This is a genomic window from Sulfurimonas aquatica, assembly GCF_017357825.1.
Taxonomy (GTDB): Bacteria; Campylobacterota; Campylobacteria; order Campylobacterales; family Sulfurimonadaceae; genus Sulfurimonas; species Sulfurimonas aquatica.
The window spans coordinates 863,703-880,415 of sequence record NZ_CP046072.1 but is presented as its reverse complement, the minus strand read 5'-3'; the positions used below and the strand labels follow the sequence as shown (position 1 = coordinate 880,415).

Genomic DNA, 16,713 nt, shown 5'->3' with positions numbered 1-16,713 from the left:
TGCACCACATATTAATGTGGTGCACTTAAAATTTAAATCTCTCTAGCACCAAGAGATTTCATAATCGACATGATTTCGCTGTCTATCTTTTTAGTCCACTCAATTTTTGCTCTATCTTTTACACTGCCTACAGCAATCCAGTTTGATAATTTTGGCATACCAATCACTAATTTGTTTGTTCCCTCTTTGATATACATATACATTGAACACGGTGCAAAAACTCCCGTATCTGGACGACCCTTATTAAACATGTTGTATGAGAATGTAAAATGACATAAAGAGTAAACCCAGTAAGCATCATACTCTTCAAACTCCATCTCTAAATCTTCATACCCCTCTTTGAAGTCTTTAAAACCGGCTATGATGTACTTGTTCTCTTCAAAAGCAGCTTCAAACTCCTCTTGAAATGTTGCAGTAAACTCTGTTATATCCTCTGGTCTATCAAATTCAAATTCGTATGTCATCATTGGTTTTGCAGACAACGAGTCAAATGTTGTTGTTTTTACTTCACCACCCAACTCATCAGTAATCCATTTATCAAGTGGATCAAATAGAGATACAAACTCTTCTCTTACGTTAGAATCTTTAACCCCGACAATATCAAGCATTGTATTTGGGTCTAAATGACCTACATATGTTTTGTTTTCACTTTTATTCTTATAAATAAGATGATTAAAAGGTGAAAAACCACCAAGCTCTGGAGCAACCTTAAGTAGTTTATTTAACTTCTCATCATGCGCTATAGTGTAAAACCCAAGATTATCCAAGTTTACATTCCACTCATCTTTATCATAATCTGGATCTTCTGGATTACCATATCTTTTTGCATATGCATCATTAATTCTTTCATGTGGATCAGACAAGACAAAGCCTGTATCTTCAAGGCTTGTGCTAATCATCTTTGCATACTTTTGACTAACATCGCCATCAACTATAGTAAATCTAACCCCTTGGGCACCTAGTAAATTTGTTGAAAAAAGTCCAAAACCTATCATTGTTAGGCTTAGTAAAGTTTTGTTAAATGTTTTCATTTTGCTATCCTTTATTTTTATTACAAGGGTAGTATATGAAGTAATTGTGAAATGATTGTGGAAGGAAACTATTTAATTAATAAAAAAATATCTTGACATACTAGAAGTTAGAAGTAGTCAAAATATTCTTTATCTATCTATTTATGATTTTTTAGCGGCAACTACGTCTATAGTTACATCACCACCTACTGTTAGATGGTCACCGGCGACTATCTTAGCTCGTTTTCTTAACTCAACCTCTCCATTTCTAAGAACATAACCATCTGAGACTATCATCTTTGCTTGAGCACCTGTATCTACTAAATCTAAAACTTTGAGTAGTTTAAAAAGTTCTATATACTCATCTTTTAATTCAAATTCCATTTATTTATCCATATAATATTAGTTATTGAAATAATAGCGTTTAAGTGCTATAATGGAGATTATGCAGATAGGATTAAGTACACTTTACGATATCGGTTCAAATTATACTATTCGACTTAACGACAAAGAGATGCTTGTCGTTGAAGAGGACCCTCTTAGAAAAAGAGAGGACAAAAGCCCTCAAGCTCAAATAGAAAAACTCCAAAAAGAAAAAGAACAAAGATCTGCTTCATCTGTGGATGAGCTTAGCGAAGATGAAAAAAAACTCGTCAAAGATTTAGCAGCTCGTGATGCTGAAGTTAAAGCACATGAGTCAGCTCATCAAGGAGCTGGTGGTGGAATGACGGGGGCAGCTTCTTTTAGTTACCAACAGGGTCCTGATGGAAAGATGTATGCTATTGGTGGAGAAGTATCTATAACTACTCCAGCCGCATCCACTCCTGAAGAGGCTATTAGAAATGCAAGACAAGTGATAGCTTCTGCAATGGCTGCGGGTGAACCATCTTCTCAAGACTTTGCAGTTGCGGCGAGTGCTCGCGTTATGGAGATGAAAGCACAACAGCAAAAAGCTAAAGAAGATTTAGAAAAAGTACAAGGTCAAGATACCTATAAAAATAATTTAAATGATATTAATGAAAAAAAAGAAGATGATAATACTATTAGACTAGATATTCCAGCCTAAATTTTTTTATATTTCTAGTTATTTAAAATGTTTTGTCAAAAACCTATGAATTTGATTTGCAAACTCATGTGCATCTTTAGTTGAAAAAGGCTTAGGACCTTTGGTTATCTCTCCACTCTCACGAATCTTATCCATTAAATTTCTCATTGCAAGATACTGTTTGATGTTATCAACACTATAAAGCTCTCCACGATGGTCTATCGCATGTGCGTTCTTACTTATCACTCTATCTGCAAGTGGTATGTCAGCAGTTATAACTAGGTCACCCTCTTGGACCATCTCTACTATCTTGTGGTCTGCCTCGTCTGCTCCAGCGTCTACTATCATATATGTGATATTTTTTGACTTTCCGATGTCTATCTTTTTGTTCGCTACAACTACTGTTTTTATACCTAAACGCTCAATTGAGCGAAAAAGTATTGGTTTAAGAGGATTTGGAAAAGCATCTCCATCTACATATATGCTAAGCATTTATAAGCTCCAGTTTTTTTAAACGCGACATCTTTTTTATGGCATACTCGCGTTTAGAGGCACTACTTCTATCTTCACTCTTTTCACTATAAACAAGTTCGACTGGCCGTCTCAACCTTGTATATTTTGCACCCTTGTCAGAGTTATTATGTTCATCAATTCTGCGTTTAATATCTGTAGTGATTCCAGTATAGAGAGTTGCATCGCTACACTTAAGTATGTATGTAAAATAAGCCATGTTTTCCTTTAATGTAATTATTTTACTATAATAAATTTACAAAAGGATTTACTTTGGCATTTAATTTAGAAAATACACTGGTAATAGGTATCTCAGCAACAGCACTTTTTGATCTTTGTGAAGCTGACAACCTCTATAAAGAGGAGTTTAAAAGACACCCTAACACCGCGATAGATATCTACAGAGCGTTTATGCTAAAGCATGAGGACGTATTACTTGAAACGGGTATAGGCTATCCACTTGTCAGAGCATTACTGAATCTAAATCGATATCAAAAAAAGGGAGAGGCACCACTTGTTGAAGTTGTCATTATGTCAAGGAACTCTCCTGACACTGGTGTTAGAGTACTTAACACTATTCGAGAGTTAGAGCTAAGTATCACTCGCTCTGCCTTTACTGCAGGGGAATCTAGTGCTGATTATCTTGAAGCGTTTGATGTAGATCTTTTTTTAACTACTAATGAAGAAGATGCTCAAAAGGTCATAGACAATGGTGTCTGTGCCTCAGCAGTTTTAAATATACCCCCAGAGTATAAGCCTGATATTTCAGATGAACAAGTAAGGATTGCTTTTGATGGAGATGCTGTACTTTTTGATGAGAGTAGTGAGTTAGTCTATAAAGAAGAAGGTATAGAAGCTTTTCATAACAACGAACAAAAGTCTCAAAATATACCTATGAATGAGGGACCTTTTGCTTCCTTCTTAAAGAAGTTAGCAAAACTTCAAGAGCGTCTACCTATGAAAATGGAGTTCTCTCCTATCCGTATAGCTATTGTTACTGCAAGAAACGCACCCTCTGATCTAAGAGTGATAAAAACATTAAGACATTGGGGTGTTTATGTAGATGAAGCTTTTTTTCTTGGTGGCTTAGAGAAGAGTAAGATTCTTAAATCATTTAAGGCACATATCTTTTTTGATGACCAAGATGTTCACCTGAAAAACTCTTCGCTTGTTGTTCCTTCTGGAAAAGTACTTTACCCATCAAGTTCAAAGCTACAGCTTTTAAAATAAAATATTATAAAAATATATAATTTTCTTGTTAATTATTACAAATTGTATTATAATAATTTCATATGAATAAAAACAAAATTATAATAGTTGAAGATGATGAGATAACATCACTTAACTTAAACATGTCGCTACAAAAATATGGTTATAGTGTTGTTGGTGCTTGTGACAATATAGAACAAGCTGAAAATAAGATTCTTACTCATACTCCAGATATTGTCATCATTGATATATCTCTACAAGAGAGTGATGATGGTATCATCTTAGCAAATATCATACGTCAAAAGTACGATATCCCATTTATATACCTTACCTCTTATAGTGATGATGAAGTCATTGAAAAAGCCAAAGAAACTGAACCTTACGGCTATATTGTAAAACCATTTGACCCGAACTCTCTACATGCAACCATTCAAATGGCTCTGTTTAAATATGATATGGAAAACAATCGAAAAAATAGTATTGTTTTATCTCATAATAGTATTGGAGATATGCTCAAGAATCAAAAAACAGGTGATGAAGAAATTATAAAATTTGGAGATGGTTACCATATATTTGTCTCTGGTTTTGAGATTTTCTATAAAGGTAAGAAGATAAAACTTACAAAAAAAGAGAATGCTTTTTTAAGACTTTTAGTTGCTAAGTTAGATGAAGTGATCACATTTGAGCAGGCTGTAACTTATGTTTGGCAAAATGGAGATGCTACACAAAACAGTCTAAGGACACTAGTTTGGCGTTTAAGAAATAAGTTAGCAACTGACATTATAAAAAGTGCTTCGGGCGTTGGATATTATATAGAGAAGTGATTTATACTATTTTGATTTTATCAACGATACTCACAATCTCTTTTAAACTCTTTTCATATAAGTAGCTACTATTATCTTTTTTAGCAGCTTTTTCCATCTCAGTCGAAATATCCTGTAAATTCTTTATTCTAAAGTTACTACTAGATCCCTTTATGGAGTGAGATAATAAGCCGATTTTTTTATAATCTTTATCAGCTATAGCCTCACTAAGTTGTGCTAAAACTTTTTTCATTTTTACTAAAAAAAGATTTAAAAGCATAAGTAGTTCATCTTCTTCTAAAAGAAGCTCTTTTTGTAGTTTCGCTTTATTTAGCCCTAGAATTATTTTAACTTCTTGCTTCTCTTCTCTTTGCTCTAGACGAGCACTTATACTTTCACTTTTAAGATAAGATGAAAAGACTCTCTCTAACTCTTTTAAAACAATGGGTTTACCTAAAAAAGCATCAAAGCCACTCAGAAGATTTCGCTCTCTAGCACCCTTTAGTACATTTGCAGTGAGTACAGAGGATGGTGTATGTCCCAAGCCTCTACTCTCCTCATACTCAATTATTTTTCTTATAGACTCATTACCGTTCATTACTGGCATCTGCTCATCCATCAAAATCATCTCATATTTTTTTGCTTTATACAACTCAAGAGCTTCAAGACCATTATTGGCTATATCATATGTCAAACCATACTTACTTAAAAGTATTTTCATAAGTTCTTGATTCGCTTCACTATCTTCAGCAATCAAGAGATGTCCCTTATATCTTTGAGATATTTTCTTCGCATAAGGAATGTATACTTCAGGGTTTATTAGCTCTTCAAAAGCTGTATGAATTTTGGAGCAGTATAGAGGAAAGCAGATACTATTTATGTGTGAGTTTTCTTCATATAGATCATACTTTTTGCTCATAATAGCTATAAATTTTTTATCACTTAAAAGTATTTTTTGTAAAAGGTCTTCACTACTCTCTTCATGAATAAAAAGGCATAAATCAAACTCCCCATCAAGATTATCTACTACTGAAATATTCATATTAAATATATTGGCATATTTGATAAAAGACTCATGCTTGTAGCCTATTTTTTTATCTTTTATATAAAAAACAGTTTTAAGTTTTTGAAACTCTTCTATCTTTTTAAATACTTTACTCTGTTTATTGTGTATTTGCATAGGTACTTTTAGAAAAAATGTACTTCCTTTACCTAATGTTGATTCGACACCTACCTCCGCATCCATTAATTGTGCAAGCTGATTACATATAGAGAGGCCTAAGCCTGTTCCATCACTACGACTATCTACTGAGTGTTGAGATTGTGCAAATGCTGAAAATATTGTTTGTAAATCTTGAGAATGGATTCCTATGCCGTTATCACTAACACTGACGTTAAGCACACCACTTGTATATGATGCTTCTATTTTAATCATTCCATTTTCTGGAGTAAATTTTATAGCGTTACTTAAAAAGTTTGAAAGAATCTGTTTTACTCTAAGAGCATCTCCATAGAGTTCTATGGGTATACGAGGGTCTATAAAAGAGATGATGGAAATGTTTTTAGCATTTGCACTTGCTACAAAAAGCTCCATAGTATGGCTTAACTCATCATGAAGTGAAAAGACCTTCGGATCAAGTGTAAATTCTCCACTACGAAGTTTGGAAAAGTCTAAAATATCGTTGATAATACTTAAAAGATTTTGGCCACTATTGTGAATAATATCTAGATAGTTTCGATGAGTTTTTGATACGTCATCATCTAAGAGTACTTGAACAAATCCAAGTATAGCATTTAGTGGTGTACGTATCTCATGAGACATATTTGAGAGAAAATACTCTTTTGCTTGAGAAGCACTCAACGCTTCTTGTCTTGCATCTATAAGTTTTTGAAAAATCGTGTCTGTATAGTACTTTAAGATACCTCTGAAGTTTTTGTCAAAGATATAGGATATCTCATCAAAAATATTTTTTGAATTAAACCCCTCATCGTATGTAAAATCAACCATAGCACGCTTAAAATGACTACATATCTCAAAAAGCTCATCAGCTTCAATCTCTCTGTTTTTGAGGTATGATAAAAGATCTTGCATAATAGGACAGTTACCAATTTCAAGCTCCCCTGAGATAACTCCTATAAAATAATCAAACACTCCACCAGCATAATTTTGGATAAAAAACTCTTTGTCAATAAGGTGAAGCTTGAGTATCTTTTTTGGCGTTTCATAAGCGAGCCACTGTTTTAAAATCTCCTCTTTTGAGTCTATAAACTTATCCATAGATGAGAATAACACAGGAATTTCACTCTTCATACAAGTCCCCCTCTTATCTAGTTTTATCTACTTAAGAATTTTAGAAATTATTTCAAAAGAGTTTTTTGACAACTCTTTAGTGTTTAATATCCTCTGAAGTTCTACTCTCATCAGTTCTTTATTGAGAGTGTTTATTCTACTATAAATTTTAAATGCACCTGCTAGGCCTGAAGCCATCTGAGGATTTATTTTATCTATCTCTATAATTTTATCAGCTACAAACTTATATCCACTTGCATCTTTTGCATGGAAGTACTTATAGTTTCTTGCAAACACCCCTATGAGCGAACGAACAAGGTTTGGAACTTTTTCATCATAAACCTCATCATTTTGCAGTTCTATAACCCTTTTTAAGACACCCTCTCTATGTGAAGCTGAGAGTATAGAGAAGTACTTGTTCATAACTAATGTTTGATCTTTATATTTGGAGTAAAAATCACCCAGTGCTTCAAGTGCAAAATCACTAAAGGTGTTCTCTAAAATATCAAGAGCAACAACTCTATCGCTCATGCTTAGAGACTCATTATACTGTGCTTGTGTAAGTTTACCGATAGCTGGAGTCTCTAACGGTGCAAGTATTTTAAGAGCTCTATTTTTGAGGGAGCGTTTACCCATGTTTAGACTATCTATTGCCGAGACATTTGGAAAATGATTATCAACATAAAGTTTCATTACTTTATCTTCAAAGGTCACAGCTAAATGCTTAGCCAGCTTCTCTTTAGCCTCATATATAGGTTCAAAATCCACTTCATCTTGGCGTTGCATAAGTGTTGAGACTGATGGAAGTTCCAAAAGCAGCGCTTTATACGAGAGGTCAATATCTAAATCAAGAAGATGTCCATAAGCCTCAACAAAGGAGCTGTTTATCTCTTGGCCCCTCATCATGGACTCTATAGTCTCTACGGCAAAGTTTTGCGCTGATTCATACTTTACAAAACTATCACTATCATACTTCATTAAAAATGCATATTCGGCACTCTTTTGTTCTACGATAATAGGTGCACTAAAAGCTCTGTTTATAGATAAAATAGGCTTGCTCTTTAGGTTTTGGAAAATAAACTCTTCTCTCTCTTTACTCACGACTAAAGTCTGTGCGAGGATTTCCTCTCCAGATTCATCAAGAAGTCCCATTTTAAGAGGATAATAATAAGGGTTTTGTTTAGTTGAATCTACGGCGTTTGGAATAACTTGCGTTAGGGTAAGTTTATAAACGCCATCACTAAAACTCTCCTCTACTTTTAGTTTTGGAGTTCCACTTTGATGATACCAAGTCTTAAACGCACTCAAGTCAATTCCACTTGCCTCTTGCATAGCCCATAAAAAATCATCCGTAGTTACCGCTTGTCCATCAAAACTTTTAAAATAGAGGTCAGTAGCTTTACGGTAGTTCTCTTCACCTAAAAGGGTATGTATCATTCTTATAACCTCAGCGCCTTTTTCGTAAACGGTAGAGGTGTAAAAGTTATTCATAGATATATATGATTTTGGCTGGATTGGGTGTGCCGTTGGAGACGCATCTTCTACAAACTGGCGTTCTCTTAAAGATTTTACGTCATCTATGCGTTGAACCTCTGCAGAGTTTAAATCAGCCGAGAAGCATTGATCACGAAACACCGTAAGTCCCTCTTTAAGAGTAAGCTGAAACCAATCACGACAGGTAATACGGTTTCCTGTCCAGTTATGAAAGTATTCATGCGCTATAACGGACTGGATACCCATAAAGTTTGCGTCACTCGCACTATCTTCATCTGCGAGAACATAAGCGGAGTTAAAGATGTTCAGACCTTTATTTTCCATTGCCCCCATGTTAAAGCTATCTACCGCGACAATGTTGTAGATATCTAAGTCATACTCGCGACCATACTTCTGCTCATCCCAAAGCATTGCCTCTTTAAGCGACTTCATTGCATGGTAACACTTTGACTCATTACCTTTATCACAGTAGATATTTAACTCTACATTAGAACCACTTGCAGTTGTGAACTCATCAGTTATACTTCCTAAATCACCTGCGACAAGCGCAAAAAGATAAGAGGGTTTTGGATGAGGGTCGTGCCAAGTAACGCTACGGCGTTTATCGACTCTGTCTTTTGTATCAACTTTATTTCCATTACTAAGTAGTACTGGGTAGCTTTCTTTGTCTGCTATCACAGTAGTGGTAAAGACGCTCATTACGTCAGGACGGTCTAAGTATGGTGTTATGCTACGAAAACCCTCCGGTTCATTTTGCGTACAAAAAATCGAACCTGACTTATACAAGCCTTCGAGTTCTGTATTATTTTGTGGGTAAATTTTATTGACTACTTTGAGAGTAAACTCCGATGGTACGTTAAGTACGCTCAGTGACTCTTTTGAAATAATGTAGCGACTCTCTTTGAGTTTTAAATCATTGATATAAAGTTCTACTAACTCTAAATCAGTACTATGAAGCTCTAAAGTTTTCTCATTCCCATCAACTTTATTCATCTTCATAATATTTGTTACAATAGCGAACTCTTCATACAAATCAAACTCTAAATTTACACTCTCTATGCTAAACGCAGGCTTCTTATAATCTTTTAAATAAATTGCTTCTATTTCGCTCATAATATCACTTTATCTTTTTTATTTATTATAGTCTAACTTCCACCCAAATTCATTAATAATACTTTTAAATGTCTCATCTAAAGAAGCCTTTAAACATAATGGTTCCTGTGTATATGGATGTAAAATATCTAAGCCAATAGCATGAAGGAGCAATCTATTCATATTATATCTTTCTCGTATAAATTTATTATGCTCTCCTCTTCCATACTTTGTATCGCCTAAAATATGATGATTCATATGTTTCATATGGCGGCGGAGTTGATGTTTTCGGCCAGTTTTAGGCTTTAACTCCACTAATGAGTATCTCGTTTTATCGTATCTGCCCACTGCGGCGTTTATCTCAACCGTGTCAAGTAGTTTAAACTCTGTGATTGCCTCTTGAGGCTCTTTTTCTTTACTTATGTCTTTATCTGCAATCTTGTCTAATTTTTCTTTGAGTGCATGGTCTATAATGCCCTTTATTGGTGTATATCCACGACCTACTGCAATATACGTTTTTTGTATTGTATGTTTTTTAAACTGCTCACTCATTAGCTTTGCGCTCTCGCTATCTAGAGCAAAGAGAAGTACCCCAGAAGTTGGTTTATCGAGTCTGTGAATAGGATATACCCACTGCCCAATCTGGTCACGGAGTATTTTCATAGCATAGTAAATTTCATGGCGGTCTATCATTGATTTGTGGACCAAAAGTCCGGAGGGCTTATTGATTGCGACGAGATAATCGTCTTTGTAGATTATCTCAAGAGTGAAGTCTTCAAACATTAGTCGCGTTTTGTAGTTTTTCTTTTTTTCTTTGATGCTATCGCTTGTTTTCTTGTCTGTGGCATGTTGGAGTTATTTTTACTATGTTTACGTTCTCTTTTATCTGAGGCACGTTTATGTTCAGCTTTGAGTTTTACCTCGTCTACGTCTTTTCTTCTAATAGTAGGATCCGGCTCAAAACCTTCAACCGTATCTTGAGGTATTTTTTGACCTATAAGCTTTTCAATGTCTCTCATATCATACTTCTCATAGATATCTATAAGAGAGATTGCTTCACCATTACGCCCAGCACGACCAGTACGTCCAACGCGATGTACGTAATCCTCAGGAATAGATGGAAGTTCGTAGTTTATAACATAAGGAAGATGCTCAATATCTAGTCCACGAGAAGCGATGTCCGTCGCCACTAAAACTTTATAGTGCCCCTCTTTAAACTGAGTAAGAGTTTTAAGACGATTTGCCTTTGTTTTATCTCCATGAATGATTCCACACTTAAGTCCATCTTTTTTAAGCTCTATAACTAACTCATCAGCACTCTTTTTAGTTCGCGTAAAAACTAAGACTTGAGGGTAGTTTCTTGAACCTATGAGGTAAGCCAAAAGTGCCGCTTTTCTCTCTTTATCCACTAAGTAGGCAACTTGGTTTATAGTATCTACTGTTGTATTTTTCTTTGCAGTCTCTATAAACATAGGCTTCGTCAGTATCAACTTTGAAAGCTTTCTCACCTTATCACTAAATGTTGCTGAGAAAAGAAGCGTTTGGTGGCGTTTAGGTAAAAGTGGATGAATCTTTCTAATGTCTTTAGTAAAACCCATGTCAAGCATTCTATCTGCTTCATCAAGTATAAACGTCTCCACATCTACTAAAGAAAGTCCAGTTTCCATATGTTCCATCAATCTTCCAGGAGTAGCTATAACAATCTCAACACCCGCTTTAAGCTTGTTTCTTTGTGCGTCTAAATCTTTTCCACCCACTAAAATCATAGTTTTGATGTCCATATTTTTAGCATACTTCTCTATATCTTCATATATCTGTATAGAGAGTTCTCGTGTTGGAGAGAGTATAACAGCTCTCACACCCTTACCCTCTTGGCGTTTACGTAAACGCTGAAGCAGAGGAAGTGCAAATGCAGCAGTTTTTCCTGTTCCTGTTTGTGCTGTAGCAAAAACATCTTTTTTTGCTAAGACATAAGGTATTGCCTTTGTTTGTATAGATGTTGGATTCTCATAACCCAAATCTTTTATAGCATCAAGCAGGGGCTTAAACACTCCTAGTTTTTCAAATGACATTCTCTACCTTCTATTTATATGTGTAATTTTAGCATATTATTCACACTCTTTACATTATTCACAATATATTCATAATTTATTCATAATATATTCATATATCTATGATATAATCAAAAAAATATCACATAACAGGTAACGAATTATATTTAAAATAATTAAAAAATATTTAGATAAGACCTTACAGAGTGGCTTAGAATCCAATGATACTGAAGAGATTAGACTAAAAAAAATATCAATTACAATGGTTCCTGTTATTATTGGTCCTGTCTGCCTTGTGTGGTTTGTTATCTACCTCTCTTTAGGTCATAATTTCTCTTCAGTTATCCCTTTAGCTTATGCAACTTCATCTCTCTATGCGATTTGGCGTTTTAGTAAAAATAAAAACCTTCTTATAATGCAAAAAACACAAATGTTCTTAATTTTACTCTTGCCATTTTTTCTAATGTGGTCTCTTGGGGGATTTGCGCAGAGTGGTTATATATTTCTATGGGCCTTTTTTGCTCCTATAGCATCCCTTATACATGAAAAAAAATCAAAATCCATATACTGGCTCTACTCCTTTATAGCCCTAGTTATTTTTTCAGTTTTTATTGACCAGTGGTTGATGCAACTTCCGCTACAAAAAGTTTCACAAAGTACTATAGAAGTTTTTATCTTTTTAAATATATCTGCTGCCTTGTCGGGTATATACTATCTTATAAAGTATTTTATAAATGAAAATGACAAAAATGCATATCAGCGACTCAGTGACAATATTTCATATCTTGAGAGTTATAAATCAAACATTGACAACAACCTTATAGTTACTAGAACGGACCTTGATGGCTTTATTACTTTTGCAAATCAAAACTTTTACAACATAACGGGCTATACACAAGCAGATGTTATAGGACAAAACCATAACATAGTACGCCATCCAAGTACTCACAAGTCTGTTTTCGTAGAGCTCTGGGACACAATACTTTCAAAAAAAACCTGGCATGGACATATAGAAAACCTTGCTAAAGACGGTAGCAGTTACTGGGTCGATACTACTATTTCGCCTATCCTTAATAAAGATAATGAGATAGTAGAGTTTATCGCTATCAGGCACAATATAAGTAAACTTATAGCACAAAAAAACAAGCTTATAGAGATGCTATATGTAGACAGTCTAACAAAACTAAAAAATAGAAATGCCCTTTTAGACAAAATTAAAGATCCTCCAAGAGTGTCATGTATGCTTATTAATATAGACAGCTTTAGTCAAATCAATAATCTCTACGGTGAGGATTTTGGTAATGAAGTACTAAAAGAGTTTGCCAACTTTCTTTTGTCTGAAATAGAGCATATAGATAACGCAAATCTATATAGACAGAGTGGTGATGAATTTATAATTACATGTACACAGAGAAACACCGAGACAATCATTGCTATAGCAACAAACTTAATTCATCATAATAGTGAGAATGTTATAACGATTAGAGATCAAAAAATATCACTTAATGTAACGATTGGTATATCATTAGAAAAAAATAAACTTCTTTTACAAACGGCGCACATGGCGCTTATTGCAGCTAAAAGAAGATCAAAAATATTAGTTATTTATAGTGATGAATTATCGCTCTCAACTGAGTATGAGAATAATATAAGATGGATTAAAGAGATTAAAGATGCTATTTATGATGATAGAATCACCATTTATTTCCAACCCATAGTTGACAATGCAAATAACAAAATTAACAAATATGAAACACTTATACGACTCATTGACAAGGATGGCAACCCTATCATACCTTTTCATTTTTTAGAAATTGCAAAAAAAGCAAAACTTTATAAACAACTAACAAAAATTGTAATTAAAAAAAGTTTTGAAGTATTTAAAGAGACAGACTATGAATTTTCTATAAATATTACAATAGATGATATTTTAGATAAAGATATAACAGCCTTTATTATTAAAACTTTAGAAAAATATAATATATCAAATAGAGTTATATTTGAAATTGTAGAGAGTGAAAGTATAGAGAACTTTGACAAAATTGAAGAGTTTATAAACAAGGTAAAATCTTATGGATGTAGAATATCCATTGATGATTTTGGTACAGGGTACTCAAACTTTGAACATCTAATGCGTCTTCAAGCTGATTTCATAAAAATTGATGGTAGTATTATAAAAGAGATTGCCCATGACAAACGCTCTGCTCTTATTACCTCAGTAATAGTAGCGTTTGCCAAAGAGATGGGCATAGAAACAATAGGCGAGTATGTAGAGAATAAAGAGATTAATGATAAACTCATTACTCTAGGCGTGAACAAATCTCAAGGATACTACTTTGATAAGCCTCAAGCTATTTTAGGTAAAAGTAATGATAAGAAAGACACTTAAACAGACTTCAAAAAGTGAAAAATTAAAAGCCTTTATAAAAAAGTCGAAAATACCACCAGAGTTTTTAGCTACTAATAGAAGAATGATATCTCGTGGCGTTCTTATAGGTATATTTATAGCGTTTATACCTATGCCAATGCAGATGGCGGCCGTACTACTTTTCATGCCCTTTGTACGTTTTAACGTACCCATCGCGTTAGCTATGTGTTGGCTTAGTAATCCCCTTACAATGCCACCAATGTACTATATGGAGTATATGACGGGTGCTTTTTTTCTAGGTTCTGAGATAGCTCCTGTTGAGATGACTCTTAACTGGTTTAGTGAGAATATAGACAATATTTTTATACCACTCTATGTAGGAACGCTCTTTTACTCTGTTATCGGGTCATTATCAGCTTACTGGGCGGTAAATCATTTTTGGAAATCTTCAGTGCATTCAGCAAAGAAAAAACATAGACATCATAGATAATAGTTTAAGAGATAAAGTTGAGCTCATCAATTTGAGTAAAATAGTAAAGAATTAAAGCTATCCAAAGTATCATAATAGCGATATGTATTAGCAAAAAAGAGACTTTTGAGACTTTATGATGAAAAAGAGCCATGCTTAACGTCGCTCCTAAAAATCCACCTATAAGTGAAAAAGTATGCAACTCTTTTTCAGAAATGCGAGAAGCTCCAACACGAGAGCGAAACTTATCGAAAGTATAGACCACAAACGCAGCTATATTTACAAAGATAAAGTATATGAAGATAGCTGTTTGCACTACTTTTTATAACTCCAAATGATAAATCCCACACCAATAATAAGAAATGGGATACTTAACAGTTGACCTGTACTAAGAGCTATCTCAGTTGAGTATGCTGCCTGCTTTGTTTTTACAAACTCTATTAAAAATCTTGCTGAAAAAACTGTAGTTAAAAAAACTCCAAAGAGAATTCCAGGTTTTAAAGAAGTTCTAGTTTTATATAAATACGTAAGTAGAAAAAATATAGCTAAGTACGAAATAGCTTCATACACTTGGGCAGGATGTCTAGCAAACTCATCAACTCTACTAAATACTATAGCCCACGGTAGTTCACTCTTTGTTCCAACTATTTCTGAGTTCATAAAGTTACCCATTCGAACAAAAAATGCAAAGATTGCCGTAGGCATAGTCGCACGATCAAGTAACCATATAAAGTTCATTTTATATTTTCTTACATAAAACCAAAGTGCAATGATAAAGCCGATGCCTCCGCCATGAGAGGCAAGACCACCCTCCCACACAGCAATAATTTTAAGAGGATTTGCTAAATAATATGCCGGGTCATAAAAGAAACAGTGTCCAAGCCTCGCCCCTACAACTATGCCAATAACAGCATAAGTAAAAAGAGCATCCATAGACTCATCACTTTTACCCTCGCGTTTATATACCCATTTTATAAACTGCAAACCTGAGAGAATTGCGCTCGCAAAGAAAATACCGTACCAAAAAACTCTTACGCTTCCAAAAGAGAGTGCAACTGGGTCCGTACCCCAAACAAAATGCTCCATCTAGTTTTTTAGTGCCTCAGCTATTAGCTCTATTGGGTTCTTAAAGACTGTATCAACTCCAGCTAAACCCATAGAGTTATTTATCTGCATTCTACAAGCCGAACACTCTGCACTTACTATCTCAGCACCTGTTTTTTTAATCATAGCCGCTTTAGGAACTCCTGCCGCTTTGGCAAATCTATACTTTTCAGTCTGCATAGTCACTCCGCCAAAACCACAACAAGCATTAGGGTCACTCATCTCAACGATGTTATAGTTTTGTCTCACTAAGTTCCTAGGTGCTTCATATACTCCTTGAACTTTTCTTGCATGACAAGGGTCATGATAAGTAACTATTTTCGTATCTTGTTTTTTAGTGGCTAAAAGCGCTTCTAACTCAGTATGATTTTGCAACCACTCTGTAGCCATATAAACTTTTTCCATAATAGCCTTTGCACGGGCCTTCCACTCTGGTTGGTCATGAAAGTAGTGTTCATAGTCAACTTTAAGCATTGCTGAACAGGTAGCTTCAGGAACGATGATAGCTTCTACGTCTTTAGAAAAACTCTCAAAGTATTCGATATTAAACTTCGCGTTATTATCAACTGTATCAAAATCACCTGTAAAGTATGCAGGAGCGGAACAACACTTTTGAGATTTTGCTAAAAAAGCGTCTATCTCTAAAGCTCCTAGGATTTCTAATAGTGAATTTCCAATATCTACATAGTTATAGTTTGCTAGACACCCTATAAAGATAGCTACTTTTCTTTTCCCGCCATTATCTATACTTTCTGGGTGAGAGTTTAAAAATGATTTTTTTCTCAAACTAGGCAGTGTTCTCTCCGCTTTTAACATTGGAATAGAAAAACGCGAGTTCATAGAGTCAGTTTCAGCTTTTATCTTAAAGCCACAAGTTTGAAATACCCAACCAAGTTTAAACGCTATATCATTCATCCAGCGATAACGTAGTAGTAGAAAAAAGGCTTTTTTATACCATGCAATGCCAAATTTATCCGCTATATCTGAACGAACTTGCTCAATTATCATATCTGTTGGCAACTCTTTTGGACATACATCAACACAGTTAGTACATAAAAAACATGATTCAAATATATCTTTAGCATTTTTATCTAAGTCTAACTGACCACGTTTATAAGCACCAAGTAGATCTATAAAACCACGTGGAGATGTCACCTCATCTGGGTTTACGATATGAATCGTACATACTGGTATACACTTACCACACTTGACACAATCATCTTGTATCTCATCAAAACTGAAAATATCTTCTAATAATTTACCCATCT

16 protein-coding genes are annotated in these 16,713 nt (G+C 34.5%); 5 read left to right on the top strand and 11 right to left on the bottom strand.

All coding sequences use genetic code 11. The features are described from left to right. Positions 1–32: 32 nt before the first annotated feature. Positions 33–1,031: a hypothetical protein gene (locus GJV85_RS04260; protein ID WP_242689832.1), complete on the bottom strand. Its 999-nt coding sequence runs from the start codon at positions 1,029–1,031 to the stop codon at positions 33–35. Positions 1,032–1,172: 141 nt separating this feature from the next. Then, the gene (locus tag GJV85_RS04255) at positions 1,173–1,394 is read right to left on the bottom strand and encodes an RNA-binding S4 domain-containing protein (protein WP_207562628.1); all 222 of its coding nucleotides are present in this window, start codon (positions 1,392–1,394) and stop codon (positions 1,173–1,175) included. A gap of 61 nt (positions 1,395–1,455) precedes the next feature. Between GJV85_RS04255 and GJV85_RS04250 the strand changes: the two genes are divergently transcribed. After that, positions 1,456–2,076, top strand: a complete 621-nt coding sequence (locus tag GJV85_RS04250) for a putative metalloprotease CJM1_0395 family protein (RefSeq protein ID WP_207562627.1) — start codon at positions 1,456–1,458, stop codon at positions 2,074–2,076. Positions 2,077–2,094: 18 nt separating this feature from the next. Here the strand turns inward: GJV85_RS04250 and GJV85_RS04245 are convergent, their stop codons facing one another. Continuing rightward, positions 2,095–2,547, bottom strand: coding sequence for a YaiI/YqxD family protein (locus GJV85_RS04245; protein ID WP_207562626.1), 453 nt, complete (start codon positions 2,545–2,547; stop codon positions 2,095–2,097). Further along, positions 2,540–2,785, bottom strand: coding sequence for a GIY-YIG nuclease family protein (locus GJV85_RS04240; RefSeq protein ID WP_207562625.1), 246 nt, complete (start codon positions 2,783–2,785; stop codon positions 2,540–2,542). Before GJV85_RS04240 ends, GJV85_RS04245 begins: the two co-directional genes overlap by 8 nt. A gap of 53 nt (positions 2,786–2,838) precedes the next feature. Here GJV85_RS04240 and GJV85_RS04235 point away from each other — a divergent pair, with 53 nt between their 5' ends. Together GJV85_RS04235 and GJV85_RS04230 are read left to right on the top strand one after the other, a co-directional pair. Next, entirely contained in the window at positions 2,839–3,795 is a 957-nt protein-coding gene (locus tag GJV85_RS04235; protein WP_207562624.1) for a 5'-nucleotidase, read from the top strand. Positions 3,796–3,857: 62 nt separating this feature from the next. Next, on the top strand, positions 3,858–4,598 hold the full coding sequence (locus tag GJV85_RS04230; protein WP_207562623.1) for a response regulator transcription factor: 741 nt from the start codon (positions 3,858–3,860) through the stop codon (positions 4,596–4,598). 1 nt (position 4,599) lies between these two features. Here GJV85_RS04230 and GJV85_RS04225 read toward each other — a convergent pair whose 3' ends face one another. The 4 genes from GJV85_RS04225 to GJV85_RS04210 are packed head-to-tail and all read right to left on the bottom strand — an operon-like array spanning position 4,600 to position 11,525. Then, complete coding sequence (locus GJV85_RS04225) at positions 4,600–6,888, bottom strand: hybrid sensor histidine kinase/response regulator (protein ID WP_207562622.1); 2,289 nt, start codon at positions 6,886–6,888, stop codon at positions 4,600–4,602. A 27-nt stretch (positions 6,889–6,915) separates the two neighbouring features. Continuing rightward, complete coding sequence (gene pepN / locus GJV85_RS04220) at positions 6,916–9,474, bottom strand: aminopeptidase N (protein WP_207562621.1); 2,559 nt, start codon at positions 9,472–9,474, stop codon at positions 6,916–6,918. 18 nt (positions 9,475–9,492) lie between these two features. Beyond that, positions 9,493–10,236, bottom strand: coding sequence for a tRNA pseudouridine(65) synthase TruC (truC, locus tag GJV85_RS04215; RefSeq protein WP_207562620.1), 744 nt, complete (start codon positions 10,234–10,236; stop codon positions 9,493–9,495). Next, the gene (locus tag GJV85_RS04210) at positions 10,236–11,525 is read right to left on the bottom strand and encodes a DEAD/DEAH box helicase (RefSeq protein ID WP_207562619.1); all 1,290 of its coding nucleotides are present in this window, start codon (positions 11,523–11,525) and stop codon (positions 10,236–10,238) included. Before GJV85_RS04210 ends, truC begins: the two co-directional genes overlap by 1 nt. Before the next feature lie 241 nt (positions 11,526–11,766). Here GJV85_RS04210 and GJV85_RS04205 point away from each other — a divergent pair, with 241 nt between their 5' ends. Further along, entirely contained in the window at positions 11,767–13,893 is a 2,127-nt protein-coding gene (locus GJV85_RS04205) for a bifunctional diguanylate cyclase/phosphodiesterase (RefSeq protein WP_207562618.1), read from the top strand. Continuing rightward, positions 13,874–14,362, top strand: a complete 489-nt coding sequence (locus GJV85_RS04200) for a DUF2062 domain-containing protein (RefSeq protein ID WP_207562617.1) — start codon at positions 13,874–13,876, stop codon at positions 14,360–14,362. The genes GJV85_RS04205 and GJV85_RS04200 overlap by 20 nt, the downstream gene beginning before the upstream one ends. Before the next feature lie 4 nt (positions 14,363–14,366). Here GJV85_RS04200 and GJV85_RS04195 read toward each other — a convergent pair whose 3' ends face one another. From GJV85_RS04195 to GJV85_RS04185, 3 genes are read right to left on the bottom strand one after another with little or no spacing between them, the layout of a single operon-like run. Next, complete coding sequence (locus tag GJV85_RS04195) at positions 14,367–14,657, bottom strand: DUF1294 domain-containing protein (RefSeq protein ID WP_207562616.1); 291 nt, start codon at positions 14,655–14,657, stop codon at positions 14,367–14,369. Further along, the gene (gene lgt, locus GJV85_RS04190) at positions 14,657–15,427 is read right to left on the bottom strand and encodes a prolipoprotein diacylglyceryl transferase (RefSeq protein ID WP_207562615.1); all 771 of its coding nucleotides are present in this window, start codon (positions 15,425–15,427) and stop codon (positions 14,657–14,659) included. The genes GJV85_RS04195 and lgt overlap by 1 nt, the downstream gene beginning before the upstream one ends. After that, complete coding sequence (locus GJV85_RS04185) at positions 15,428–16,711, bottom strand: (Fe-S)-binding protein (protein ID WP_207562614.1); 1,284 nt, start codon at positions 16,709–16,711, stop codon at positions 15,428–15,430. Positions 16,712–16,713 lie beyond the last annotated feature (2 nt).

Excerpts from the sequence above, each read along its gene's own strand:
- GJV85_RS04260 (WP_242689832.1), bottom strand. The coding sequence starts at position 1,031 with ATGAAAACATTTAACAAAACTTTACTAAGCCTAACAATGATAGGTTTT.
- GJV85_RS04255 (WP_207562628.1), bottom strand. The coding sequence starts at position 1,394 with ATGGAATTTGAATTAAAAGATGAGTATATAGAACTTTTTAAACTACTC.
- GJV85_RS04250 (WP_207562627.1), top strand. The coding sequence starts at position 1,456 with ATGCAGATAGGATTAAGTACACTTTACGATATCGGTTCAAATTATACT.
- GJV85_RS04245 (WP_207562626.1), bottom strand. The coding sequence starts at position 2,547 with ATGCTTAGCATATATGTAGATGGAGATGCTTTTCCAAATCCTCTTAAA.
- GJV85_RS04240 (WP_207562625.1), bottom strand. The coding sequence starts at position 2,785 with ATGGCTTATTTTACATACATACTTAAGTGTAGCGATGCAACTCTCTAT.
- GJV85_RS04230 (WP_207562623.1), top strand. The coding sequence starts at position 3,858 with ATGAATAAAAACAAAATTATAATAGTTGAAGATGATGAGATAACATCA.
- GJV85_RS04225 (WP_207562622.1), bottom strand. The coding sequence starts at position 6,888 with ATGAAGAGTGAAATTCCTGTGTTATTCTCATCTATGGATAAGTTTATA.
- pepN (WP_207562621.1), bottom strand. The coding sequence starts at position 9,474 with ATGAGCGAAATAGAAGCAATTTATTTAAAAGATTATAAGAAGCCTGCG.
- truC (WP_207562620.1), bottom strand. The coding sequence starts at position 10,236 with ATGTTTGAAGACTTCACTCTTGAGATAATCTACAAAGACGATTATCTC.
- GJV85_RS04210 (WP_207562619.1), bottom strand. The coding sequence starts at position 11,525 with ATGTCATTTGAAAAACTAGGAGTGTTTAAGCCCCTGCTTGATGCTATA.
- GJV85_RS04205 (WP_207562618.1), top strand. The coding sequence starts at position 11,767 with ATGGTTCCTGTTATTATTGGTCCTGTCTGCCTTGTGTGGTTTGTTATC.
- GJV85_RS04200 (WP_207562617.1), top strand. The coding sequence starts at position 13,874 with ATGATAAGAAAGACACTTAAACAGACTTCAAAAAGTGAAAAATTAAAA.
- lgt (WP_207562615.1), bottom strand. The coding sequence starts at position 15,427 with ATGGAGCATTTTGTTTGGGGTACGGACCCAGTTGCACTCTCTTTTGGA.
- GJV85_RS04185 (WP_207562614.1), bottom strand. The coding sequence starts at position 16,711 with ATGGGTAAATTATTAGAAGATATTTTCAGTTTTGATGAGATACAAGAT.